The following is a 12,913-nucleotide window of genomic DNA, read 5'->3' on the forward strand; positions in this document are numbered from 1 at the left end:
GTTTAGTAGAAGTCTTGTTTTTAAAGGTAACGCAAACGTTTTCGTGTTGACAACTTTTTAAAATACTGAGGATTATCTAATTTAAATTGTAAATTTTTGCACTTTTTGAGATATTATGAGTCTATTTTATTAAATGAATAACAAAAGCTTGTATTTTTGAGATTATTACAACCCTATAACTAACGAAATGAAACGAAAAGTAACCCTTAAACAAATTGCAAAAGAATTAGATGTATCTATATCTACTGTGTCTAAAGCATTAAGAAATAGCAAAGAGATTAGTGAAGATACTAGAGAAAAGGTACAAGCATTTGCTAAATTGTTTAATTATAGACCTAATAATATTGCATTAAGTTTAAAAAACAGAAAAACTAAAACAATAGGTATTATCATCCCAGAAATTGTACATCATTTTTTTTCCAAAGTGATTAGAGGCATAGAATTAGTTGCTAATAAAAGAGGGTATAATGTTATTGTAGGTTTATCTAATGAGTCGTTTTCTAAAGAGGTTATAAACATGGAAATGTTAGCTAATGGAAGTATAGATGGTTTTATATTATCAATATCAAAAGAAACGCTGTTGCAACAAGATTACCACCATTTTATAGAAACTATAAATCAAGGAATGCCAATTGTAATGTTCGACAGAGTGGTAAATGAAATTAATTGTGATAAAGTTATTGTAGATGATTTAAATGGCTCTAAAAAAGCAGTAAATAAGTTAGTGGAAAAAGGCTGTAAAAACATAGCAATAATTACTACAAAAGATTATGTAAGTGTAGGTAAATTAAGAACTCAAGGTTATTTGGAAGCTTTAGAAGAAAATAATATTAAACCAAAAGGAAGCCTTATTTTAAAAGTCGATGATGCATTTGTTTCAGATGATGATCTAGAAACTTTAGAGAAAGATATTGTAACATTATTTGAAAGTAATATAAATATTGATGGTGTTTTTGCTGTAAACGAGTTATATGCAATTACAGCAATGAAAGCGGCTAGAAAACGTGGACTAAATATCCCAGAAGATTTACAGGTAATAGGCTTTACAGACGGTGTTTTATCTAAACATGCAACTCCAAGTCTAACAACTGTTAGTCAGCATGCTCAAGAAATGGGAGAGAAATCTGCTGAATTATTAATTAATAATTTAGAGATTGAAGAAGACGAAGAACACTACCAAACTATAGTTATAGAGACCGAATTGATAGAACGGAATTCAACAAAATAAAAAAATAACATTGCCTATTTAAAATCTTTTATATCTTTACGGCATTCAAAACTTATATTTTTACTTCTCAGGTAATAAAGTTTTGATAAGTTAAATGCTTATCAAATAGTAATAATTTAAACTTACTATTTATGAAAAAGCGTATGCTTGGATTTTGGGAAATTTGGAACATGAGTTTCGGTTTCTTAGGGATTCAATTTGGTTTCGCCTTGCAAGGCACTTCAATGACAAGAATATTTCAAACATTAGGAGCTACTCCTGATGAAATCCCTATGCTTTGGATTGCTGCACCCTTGACAGGTTTACTCGTTCAGCCTATAATTGGTTATATGAGTGATCGCACTTGGAGTGTAAAATGGGGGAGACGAAAGCCCTTTTTTCTAATTGGAGCAGTATTAAGTTCATTGGCATTATTCTTCATGCCTTATTCACCAATATTGTGGATAGCAGCAGGTCTTTTATGGATTTTAGATGCGTCTATTAATATTTCAATGGAGCCATTTCGTGCCTTAGTTGCAGATAAACTTCCAGAATCTCAACGCTCTTACGGGTTTGTAATGCAAGCTTTAATTATTGGAATTGGTACATGGATTGCCAGTAGCTTGCCAGAAATAGTATCCTATTTTGGGATAAGTAATTCTGCAGACTCAGGAGTCTTACCAATGTCTGTAAAATTATCTTTTGCTATAGGAGCTTTTGTGTTTTTAGTAAGTATCCTTTACACGGTTTTTACAACTACAGAATATCCTCCGGAGGATATGGAAGCTTTCAAAAAAGAAAAAGCGAAGAAAAATCAATTCATTCCAGACATTCTAAGCAATATTGGAAACATGCCATTAACAATGAAGAAACTGGGATTGATCCAGTTTTTCTCTTGGTTTGCATTTTTCACCATGTGGAGTATGGCAAATCCTGCATTAACAGAGCATGTGTTTAAAACACCTGCTCCAATTGAAAGTGCTTATAATATGAATATTCCATCTCAAGCAGAAGCTTTTAATGTTATTAATACAGCTTTTCAAGAGTCTTCAAATGCAATAGGATCTGCAATGGGAGTTTACGGTTTGTCATCTATGGCGTTTGCCTTATTATTAGTCTTTTATACCTCTAGAAAAAAAATTAACAGAAAGTATGTCCACATGGCATCGCTTATATTAGGAGGTTTAGGTTTTGTGTTAATGAATTATACCTCTCCCGAAAACTTAAAATGGTGCTTTGCATTAATCGGGTTTGCTTGGGGTAGTATTTTATCCATGCCATACGCTATGTTATCAAGTTCTGTCGATCCCAAAAAGATGGGAATGTTCATGGGAATCTTCAATATGTTTATTGTAATTCCACAAATTATTGCAGCACTTGGAGGTATTAATTTTATCTCAGGATTATTAGGTAAAGAAGCTATAAATGCCATGACAGTTGCAGGAATTAGTTTAATAATTGCAGGGCTTTGTAACTTGTTAATTACCAACAAAAACGCAATTACGTACCAAGCAGAAGAAATTTAAAAGATGAGTAAAAAAGGATTCATATTCGATTTAGATGGTGTTATTGTAGACACTGCCAAATATCACTTTTTAGCTTGGCAAAACCTTGCAAAAAGTATAGATATTGATTTTACGCACGAGCAAAACGAACAACTTAAAGGCGTTAGCCGAGTAAAATCATTAGAAAAAATATTAGAATGGGGAAACAAAACCATTTCAGAAGAACAGTTTGCATCATTAATGGGTAAAAAAAATGAAGAGTATTTAAGCTTCATTGCAAAAATGAATGATGAAGAAATTTTACCTGATGTACCAAAAATTTTAGATTATTTAATCAAGAAGCAACAACCCATTTCATTAGGTTCTGCTAGTAAAAATGCACGGCCAATTTTGGAAAAAGTGAATTTACTTTCAAAGTTTGATGCGATAGTAGATGGTAACGATGTTAGTAAAGCAAAACCAGACCCAGAAGTCTTTTTAATAGCTGCACAGCATTTAAAAATGAAGCCAGAAGATTGTATTGTATTTGAAGATTCAGTAGCAGGTGTACAAGCTGCAAATACTGCAAACATGATTTCTATTGGTATTGGCGAGAAAAACGTATTACAAGAAGCAGATTATATTTTTTCAGATTTTACTGAAATAGAAAATAGCTTCATAGAAGAATTAATAAATAGATAAGAAAGTAGAAAGTTTCACTACGTACTGTCGAAGTGTCTTTCATCAAAAAAATATAAAAATGAATCAAGATTATATACAACCAGACAATTGGTCTATAATTGAAGAAGGTTTTGATGCCGATCGCGTAAAATCTTCAGAAAGTTTATTTAGTATCGGAAATGGTGCAATGGGTCAGCGCGCTAATTTTGAAGAGCACTATTCAGGCCCAACCTTTCAAGGAAGTTACATTGCAGGTGTTTATTATCCAGACAAAACTAGAGTAGGTTGGTGGAAAAATGGCTATCCAGAGTATTTTGCTAAGGTGTTAAACGCACCAAGTTGGATAGGTATTAATGTAGAAATTAATGGAGAACAATTAGATTTAAATACGTGTGCTAAAGTCGGTGATTTTAGAAGAGAGCTAAATATGAAAGAGGGTTGGTTGTCTAGATCATTTACTGCAACGCTTCAAAACAAACTACAAGTAGAAGTTAAAACAACACGTTTTTTAAGTTTAGATTTAGACGAATTAGGAGCAATTAACTACCAAGTAATACCTTTAAATGGTGATGCTACAATTAAGTTTCAACCGTATTTAGATTCAGGTATTACCAATGAAGATACCAATTGGGATGACCAATTTTGGGACACTTTAAAGGTGTCTACAGAAGATAAACAAGCGTTTATTGAAGCAAAAACTATGAAAACTGGTTTTCATACCTGTACATTTATGGAGTCTTCAGTTTTTGTAAATAACCAAAAACAAGATCAGAAACCTGAAGTTGCTCAGCAATCAAATTCAATTGCATTTACTTATAAAGTTTCGGTCAATACAGGCGAAACCGCAAGTGTTGTTAAGTTTGGAGGTTATACGGTAGATCGTAATCATGATAAAATGCAATTAGTTTCAGCAGCAAAAAAAGCATTACACACTGCTTCAGACAAAGGGTTTTCTCAATTGTTAGAAGATCAAAAACAAGCTTGGACTGCGATTTGGAAAATGTCAGACATCACTATCGATGGAGATGTTAAAGCACAACAAGGGATTCGTTTTAATATTTTTCAACTAAATCAAACCTATTTAGGAAAGGATTCTAGTTTAAATATTGGTCCAAAAGGATTTACAGGCGAAAAATATGGAGGAAGTACCTATTGGGACACCGAAGCGTATTGCATACCGTTTTACATGGCTACCAAAGACCAAAAAGTTGCACGTAACTTATTAAAATATCGTTATAATCATTTAGAAAAAGCGATTGAAAATGCGGAGAAGTTAGGTTTCAAAAACGGAGCAGCATTATATCCAATGGTAACCATGAATGGTGAAGAGTGCCATAACGAATGGGAAATTACCTTCGAGGAAATCCACCGTAATGGAGCTATAGCATTTGCAGTTTTTAATTACTATCGTTACACCGGAGATTATACTTATATTCCAGAAATGGGACTAGAAGTCCTTATCGGAATAGCAAGATTTTGGCAACAACGCGCCACGTTTTCAACAGATAAAAACCAGTATGTTATTTTAGGTGTTACCGGTCCAAATGAATATGAAAATAACATCAACAATAATTTTTACACTAATTATTTAGCAAAATGGTGTATTGATTATGCTTTAGAAAATATAGATAAAGTAAAAGAAGGTTATAACGACGACTACTTGCGTATTGCTGGTAAAACAAAAATCACGCACGAAGAGTTGCATGCATGGAAAAAGGTAGCTGATAATATGTACTTTCCATATTCTGAAAAGCATCAAGTGTTTTTACAACAAGATGGCTTTTTAGATAAAGAATTAATTACAGTTGCAGACTTACCAAAAGTAGATAGACCTATAAATCAAAAATGGAGTTGGGATAGAATTTTACGTTCGCCATATATTAAACAAGCAGATACTTTACAAGGTTTCTACTTTTTTGAAGATCAATTTTCAACTGAAGAGTTGAAACGTCATTTCGATTTTTACGAACCATTTACAGTTCACGAAAGTTCATTATCACCTTGTGTACATAGTATTCAGGCTGCTAAATTGAATCAAATGGATCAAGCTTACACCTTTTACTTACGCACATCTCGCTTAGATTTAGACGATTATAATAAAGAGGTAGAAGAAGGTTTGCATATTACCAGTATGGCAGGAACTTGGATGAGTATTGTTGAAGGTTTTGGAGGTATGCGTATAAAAAATGACATGCTAAATTTTGAACCACGTATTCCAAAAGAATGGGATGCTTACTCGTTTAAAGTGAATTTTAGAGATCAAATTTTAAAAGTGAATGTGTCACAATCTGAAACGACTTTCAAGTTAGAAGGCAACATAGATTTAAAAATAATAGTAAATAGTAATCCCTTGACTGTTTCACCAAATAATTTAGTGAAAATTTAAACTAAATGCACTAATTAAGATGAAAAAATTAATACACATAGCATTAATCATATTAATTAGTGCTAGTTTTTCTTGTAAAAATGAAACAGAAAAAACGATAGTTTCTGAGGGCATTACCGAAGTTAAAAACGATATAGAAAGAGTCGAGCCACCTAATTGGTGGGTTGGTTTTAAAAATACACAATTTCAATTATTAGTCAAACATCCTAATATTTCTGAAGCATCACCAAGCATTAATTATCAAGGCGTTTCTATAAAGGAAGTACATAAAGCTGATAGTCCAAATTATTTGTTTTTAGATTTAAATGTTTCAGACAACACTAAAGCAGGACAATTTAATATCTACTTTAATTTTAAAGACGGAAAACAATTGGTGCAAACCTATCAATTAAAAGATAGAGAAATAGACCCTTCCTATTTTCAAGGTTTTGATAGCAGTGATGCTATTTATTTAATAACTCCAGATCGCTTTGCTAATGGAGATGCATCAAATGATATTAATGTTAGTTTAAATGAAAAAACCATAAACAAACAAGACGATTATGGTAGACATGGTGGAGATATAAAAGGGATTATTCAGCATTTAGATTACATTCAAGAGATGGGTTTTACCCAAATTTGGTCGTGTCCTTTATTAACCAACGACATGCCAGAGTCGTCATATCATGGGTATGCAATGACCGATTTTTATCAAGTCGATCCACGTTACGGAACCTTAGAGGAATACAAAGAATTATCAGATAAATCCAAAGCAAAAAGCATTGGTTTAATAATGGATCAAGTAGCAAATCATTGTGGAAGCGAGCACTGGTGGATGCAAGATTTACCGTTTAAAGATTGGGTAAACCAACAAGAACGTTTTGAGAATAAACAATCCTTAAACAACTCCAATCATAGACGTACAAGTAATCAAGATTTGTACGCTGCAAAACGCGATAAAAAGGAAATGGCTGAAGGTTGGTTTGTATCTGCAATGCCAGATTTAAATCAGCGAAATTTATATATGGCTAACTATATTATTCAAAATAGTATTTGGTGGATTGAAACTTTAAATTTAACTGGAATTAGACAAGATACGTATCCCTATTCAGACAAAACTTTTATGGCAAATTGGGCTGGAGCAATCATGACCGAATATCCTAATTTTAGTGTTGTTGGAGAAGAGTGGAGTACAAACCCATTGCTAATTGCCTATTGGCAAGATGGACATAAAAATAAAGATGGTTACCAATCTAATTTAAGGTCAACCATGGATTTTGCCATGCAAAAAAATATTGTAGACGCTTTAAACGAAGCAGAAAAATGGGATACGGGATTAGTCAAAATCTACGAAGGTTTAGCTAATGATTTTGCCTATGCATCACCTAAAGACATAATGATTTTTCCAGATAATCATGATATGAGTCGCATTTTTACACAATTAAAAGGCGACATACCAAACACAAAAACAGCTTTAAGTTATGTCTTAGCTTTACCGCGTATTCCGCAAATATATTATGGTACCGAAATTTTAATGAATGACTTTGCTAAACCAGGAGATCATGGTTTAATTCGTGCCGATTTTCCAGGAGGTTGGCAAGGGGATTCAGCAAATGCTTTTACATCAGAAGGTTTAACAGACGCTCAAAAGGACATGCAATTGTTTCTTAAAAAAGTGTTGAATTACAGAAAATCAAGTGCTGCTATGCATGATGGGAAAACCATTCATTTTGCACCTTTTATGGGGACCTATTTTCTATTCAGAATTATTGAAGGAGAAACCGTTGTTTTAATCATTAATAAAAATGAAGAACCAATCACTATAGATTTAAAACGTTTTGAAGAAGTAGGATTACAAGGAAAAATATTAAAAAATATAATTTCTGGTGAAACTTTCAAGTGGCAAGATGAAATTATCTTAAACGAAAGAGGAAGTTTGTTGCTAACCACAAAAATATAATTGTTTGTCATTCCGCACTTGATGCGGAATCCACTTTTAAAGATTAAACATGAAAAATTTATTATACATATTATCATTTTTACTTTTTCAAGTAACAGTTGCACAAGTCACAATAATTATTGATGAACTTCCAAAAGACACACCAAAAGAAGCAACTATATTTATTTCAGGTGATTTTGAAGGTTGGTCTGGAGGACATAAAGACTACCAGTTACAATTAGTAAATGAACAGTTTCAAATCACACTTCCTAAAATAGAACAACGTATTTTATATAAGTTTAGCTTAGGTAATTGGGATGCTTCAGAGAGCAGCAATACAGGTGAGACAATAGATAATCGTATTTATAAGTTTAACAAACCTAACGACACAATACATGTAAAAATTGCAGGTTGGAGTCATTTGTTTGACACTAAGGAAGTCTCTACAGCTTCAAAAAATGTTTCTATTATTTCGGAAACATTTAATATACCACAACTTAATAGAAAACGTCGGGTTTCTATTTATTTACCACCAGATTATAACACATCAAAGCAAGATTATCCTGTAGTTTATATGCACGATGGTCAAAATATTTTTGACGTAACTACTTCTGGTTATGGCGAGTGGAATGTAGACGAAACTTTAGATAAATTATTTAAAGCCAACTTAAAACTTATTGTTGTTGGTGTAGATAATGGTGAGTCTAAACGATTAGATGAATATTCTCCTTGGGTAAACAACAAATATGGTGGAGGGGAAGGAGAAGCGTATGTAGATTTTATTGTAAAAACATTAAAACCATACATTGATACTAATTATAATACTAAAAAAGACAGGAATAATACAGCCGTTTTTGGAAGCTCCATGGGAGGCTTAATTTCGCATTATGCAGCGTTAAAATATCCAAATGTTTTTGGTAAAGTTGGTGTGTATTCACCTGCATTTTGGTTTGCTCCAGAAGTAAATGAGTTTACTAAAAAACATGCTAATCTTCAAAATACAAAAATGTACTTTTTAGCAGGAGGAAAAGAAGGCGACAACGCAGGATATAATGAGATTAGCCAAACAGTAATAGACATGGAGGACATGATTACTGTTTTACAAGACAATGGTTTTGCAGAGGATAACATACAATCTAAAGTTGTTCCTAAAGGTAAGCATAATGAAGCCTTATGGCGAAATAACTTTGAAGAGGCTATCACATGGTTATTTGAAGATGCTATTGAAAAACGAGAATTTATAAAGGCGAATTTTAAAGACAATCAATTACAAATAAACGTTTCCGACGGAACATATAAAATTCAGTTTTATACGCCAGAAATTACTGAAACTACATTTGTTCCAGCAGGTGAAACAGAATTATTAAAACCATCACATGCAGTAGTTTTAAAAGATGCTTTTTCAGATGTAAGTTATAATGAAAACAATGCTCAAATCTCATTACAATCTAAAGGTTTAACGGTGCAAATCACTAAAGCACCTTTTCATATTTCATATTGGTATAACGGAAAAGAAGTCACCTCAGAAAAAAATGGTTATCAGAAAACTGACGAATTCGAAACCATCCAATTAAACCTAACTCCAAAAGAAGTTTTATATGGTGGAGGCGCAAGAGCGTTAGGCATGAACAGAAGAGGTAATCGCTTAGAATTGTACAATAAAGCACATTATGGTTATGAAGATAGAAGTGAATTAATGAATTACACGATGCCAATCGTCGTGTCATCCAATAAGTATTTAATTCATTTTGACAATGCACCAATAGGGTTTTTAGATTTAGATAGTAAAAAAGACAATACGTTAACGTACGAGACTATTTCTGGCAGAAAAACCTATCAGGTTGTGGTTGGAGAATCTTGGTTAGACTTAACTAAAAACTATACCAAATTGACAGGTAGACAACCTATGCCACCACGTTGGGCTTTAGGTAATTTTTCTAGTCGCTTTGGTTATCATTCGCAACAAGAAGTCGAAGCAACGGTTAAGAAGTTTAGAGACGAGAAGATTCCGTTAGATGCCATAATTATTGACATCTTTTGGTTTGGAAAAACCGTCCAAGGGACTATGGGGAACCTAGCGTTTGATCGCGATTCTTTTCCTAATCCAAAACAAATGGTAAAAGGATTAAAAGACAACAACGTGAAAACGGTTTTGGTTACAGAACCTTTTATTTTAACAACCTCTAAGCGATGGGAAGAAGCAGTAAAAGAAGATGTTCTGGCTAAGGATTCTATTGGAAATCCATTTACTTTCGATTTCTATTTTGGAAACACAGGATTGATAGATATTTATAATCCAAAGGGGAAACAATGGTTTCAAAATATTTATAAAGACTTATCAGATTTGGGTGTATCTGGTGTTTGGGGAGATTTAGGAGAACCAGAAGTACATCCTAAAGGATTACAACACGCCACAGGAACAGCAGACGAAGTGCATAATATTTATGGTCATCATTGGGCAGAACTAGTGCAAGACATGTACAGTAAAAATTTCCCAAACACAAGACCATTCATTTTAATGCGTGCAGGAAGTTCAGGCTCGCAACGTTTCGGGATGATTCCTTGGTCTGGAGATGTTAATAGAACATGGGGCGGATTACAATCTCAACCAGAAATTGCATTACAAATGGGAATGCAAGGTTTAGCCTATATGCATAGCGATTTAGGTGGATTTGCAGGTAATAATTTAGACGACGAGTTGTATGCGCGTTGGTTGCAATATGGCGTTTTTCAACCTGTTTATAGACCACATGCGCAGGAAGATGTACCTGCAGAACCTGTGTATAGAAGCTATAAAGCCAAAGCGTTAGCAAAACAAGCTATTGAGTTGCGATATAATTTATTACCTTATAATTACAATTTAGTGTTTGAAAATAATCAAACTGGAGCACCTTTAATGCGACCGTTATTTTTTGATGAAGACGATAATCATCAATTATTAAATAGCGCATCAACATACCTTTGGGGACATGATTTTTTAATCACTCCAATTGTAAACCCTAATCAAAAAGAAGCTGAAGTTTATTTTCCGAAAAACAGTAATTGGTTTAATTTTTATACCAATAAAAAAGTAACTGGAGGACAAAATCTTTCTGTTAAAACAGAAGAAAATAACATTCCAACCTATGTTCGTGGCGGTGCATTTATTCCGATAGCAAAACCAATGCAAAGCACAGCAGAATATAACGGAAACACGTTTGACTTACATTATTATTTTGATGAAGCAGTTACCGAAAGTGAACGTACATTATATAATGACGATGGTACTACTAGAAATGCTTTTGAAAAGGGTGAATATGAAATTCTGGAGTTTGAATCTGAAACGAATACAAAAAGTTTAGAGTTAGAATTTGAAGCTGAAATAGGTGCTAATTATGCAACGTCAACAAAAAGCATAGACGTTATTATTCATAATTTCCCAAAGGATCCAAAACGTATAAAATTCAACAGAAAAAAAATAGATTTCAATTATAATTCAACAACAAAAATATTGACTTTTCAAGTGAATTGGAATACGTTAAAAGACGTTGAAGCACAAATTAAATATTAAGTATAACATGAAAAAGAGCATACTTTTAATAGCAATAATACTATCAGCTTTCAGTTGTAAAACAAATTCGAAAGCAAATCCAGATTTAGCCAAAATTCAACCAAAAGAAGAAGCCAAAACACCTTTTGTTTGGGAAGCAGCAAACGTCTATTTTCTGTTAACAGACCGTTTTAATAATGGAGATATAACCAACGATGTTAATTACGACAGAACCAAAGAAATAGGTGTTTTACGTGGTTTTGAAGGAGGTGACTTAAAAGGAGTTACTCAAAAAATTGAAGATGGTTATTTTACTAATTTAGGTGTAAACGCCATTTGGATGTCACCAGTTGTTGAACAAATTCATGGTGGTACAGACGAAGGTACTGGAGTAACTTACGGGTTTCATGGCTATTGGACTAAAGATTGGACCAATATTGACGCCAATTTAGGAACCAAAGATGACTTAAAAAAATTAGTTGATGCTGCACATAAAATAGGCATCCGAATCTTGTTAGACGCAGTTATTAATCACACAGGACCAGTAACAGATAAAGATCCTGTTTGGCCAAACGACTGGGTAAGAACTGGACCACAATGTAATTATAAAAATTACGATAATACCGTAACCTGCACGTTGGTTAAAAATCTTCCAGACATTAAAACAGAAAGCAATGATGCTGTAGAGTTACCATCACAATTAGTTGAAAAATGGAAAGCTGAAGGTCGTTATAACGAAGAAGTTACTGAGTTAGATGCGTTTTTTAAAACCACAGGTTATCCTCGTGCACCTCGTTTTTATATCATGAAATGGTTAAGTGATTACGTAAAGGATTTCGGGATTGATGGTTACAGAGTAGATACCGTAAAGCACACCGAAGCTTACGTTTGGCAAGAACTTAAAACTATTTGTGATAACGCTTTCGCGGAATTTAAACAGAACAACCCAAAGAAGGTATTAGACGATACTAACTTTTACTTGGTAGGAGAAGTTTATAATTACGGAATTTCGGCAGGAACAGCTTTCGATTTTGGAGATAAAAAAGTCAACTATTTTGATGATGCTTTTAATAGTCTAATCAATTTTGAATTTAAATGGAATGCTGCACAACAAACGTATGAGGAGCAGTTTAAAAATTACGATAGTATTTTAAATAGTAACTTAAAAGACTACGGAGTTTTAAACTATTTAACCTCTCATGACGATGGACAACCATTTGATGCCAACAGAGAAAAAACATACGAAACTGCTACACGTTTATTACTATCTCCTGGAGCAACTCAAATATATTATGGAGACGAGTCTGCAAGAGATTTAACCATAGAAGGTACAGTTGGAGATGCAACATTAAGAAGTTTCATGAATTGGAACGAAATGCCATACAAACAAGACTTATTAATCCATTGGCAAAAACTAGGTCAGTTTAGACGCAACCATCCAGCAGTTGGAGCAGGAAAACATAAAATGATAAATGACACGCCTTACGTATTTAGTAGACGTTATACCAAAGCAGATTTTAAAGACGAAGTTATTATTGGTTTAGACTTGCCAAAAGGCAAACATAACATTAACGTGTCTTCCGTTTTTAAAGAAGGAGAACAGGTCACGGATTTTTACTCAGGACAAACGCTTGAAGTTAAAAATGGAACAATTACAATAGAAGCAGAAACAAATATTATTTTAATAGAAAAACAATAATAAAAACGA

At 33.2% G+C, this 12,913-nt stretch carries 7 protein-coding genes; all 7 read left to right on the plus strand.

What is annotated here, in order from left to right:
- The first annotated feature begins 187 nt into the window (after window positions 1-187).
- The gene (locus CW733_RS16120) at window positions 188-1,228 is read left to right on the plus strand and encodes a LacI family DNA-binding transcriptional regulator (protein ID WP_100998504.1); all 1,041 of its coding nucleotides are present in this window, start codon (window positions 188-190) and stop codon (window positions 1,226-1,228) included.
- Between the two features lie 131 nt (window positions 1,229-1,359).
- Entirely contained in the window at window positions 1,360-2,733 is a 1,374-nt protein-coding gene (locus CW733_RS16125) for an MFS transporter (RefSeq protein WP_100998506.1), read from the plus strand.
- 3 nt (window positions 2,734-2,736) lie between these two features.
- The gene (gene pgmB, locus CW733_RS16130; RefSeq protein WP_100998508.1) at window positions 2,737-3,393 is read left to right on the plus strand and encodes a beta-phosphoglucomutase; all 657 of its coding nucleotides are present in this window, start codon (window positions 2,737-2,739) and stop codon (window positions 3,391-3,393) included.
- Between the two features lie 58 nt (window positions 3,394-3,451).
- Complete coding sequence (locus CW733_RS16135; protein WP_100998510.1) at window positions 3,452-5,758, plus strand: glycoside hydrolase family 65 protein; 2,307 nt, start codon at window positions 3,452-3,454, stop codon at window positions 5,756-5,758.
- A 19-nt stretch (window positions 5,759-5,777) separates the two neighbouring features.
- Window positions 5,778-7,697: a glycoside hydrolase family 13 protein gene (locus tag CW733_RS16140; protein WP_100998512.1), complete on the plus strand. Its 1,920-nt coding sequence runs from the start codon at window positions 5,778-5,780 to the stop codon at window positions 7,695-7,697.
- A gap of 49 nt (window positions 7,698-7,746) precedes the next feature.
- The gene (locus CW733_RS16145) at window positions 7,747-11,226 is read left to right on the plus strand and encodes a TIM-barrel domain-containing protein (protein WP_100998513.1); all 3,480 of its coding nucleotides are present in this window, start codon (window positions 7,747-7,749) and stop codon (window positions 11,224-11,226) included.
- Window positions 11,227-11,233: 7 nt separating this feature from the next.
- On the plus strand, window positions 11,234-12,904 hold the full coding sequence (locus CW733_RS16150; RefSeq protein WP_100998908.1) for an alpha-amylase family glycosyl hydrolase: 1,671 nt from the start codon (window positions 11,234-11,236) through the stop codon (window positions 12,902-12,904).
- Window positions 12,905-12,913 lie beyond the last annotated feature (9 nt).

Source organism: Lacinutrix sp. Bg11-31 (assembly GCF_002831665.1).
GTDB lineage: Bacteria > Bacteroidota > Bacteroidia > Flavobacteriales > Flavobacteriaceae > Lacinutrix.

Bases quoted from the DNA above. Each gene is read 5' to 3' on its own strand.
- CW733_RS16120 (WP_100998504.1), top strand. From the start codon at position 188: ATGAAACGAAAAGTAACCCTTAAACAAATTGCAAAAGAATTAGATGTA.
- CW733_RS16125 (WP_100998506.1), top strand. From the start codon at position 1,360: ATGAAAAAGCGTATGCTTGGATTTTGGGAAATTTGGAACATGAGTTTC.
- pgmB (WP_100998508.1), top strand. From the start codon at position 2,737: ATGAGTAAAAAAGGATTCATATTCGATTTAGATGGTGTTATTGTAGAC.
- CW733_RS16135 (WP_100998510.1), top strand. From the start codon at position 3,452: ATGAATCAAGATTATATACAACCAGACAATTGGTCTATAATTGAAGAA.
- CW733_RS16140 (WP_100998512.1), top strand. From the start codon at position 5,778: ATGAAAAAATTAATACACATAGCATTAATCATATTAATTAGTGCTAGT.
- CW733_RS16145 (WP_100998513.1), top strand. From the start codon at position 7,747: ATGAAAAATTTATTATACATATTATCATTTTTACTTTTTCAAGTAACA.
- CW733_RS16150 (WP_100998908.1), top strand. From the start codon at position 11,234: ATGAAAAAGAGCATACTTTTAATAGCAATAATACTATCAGCTTTCAGT.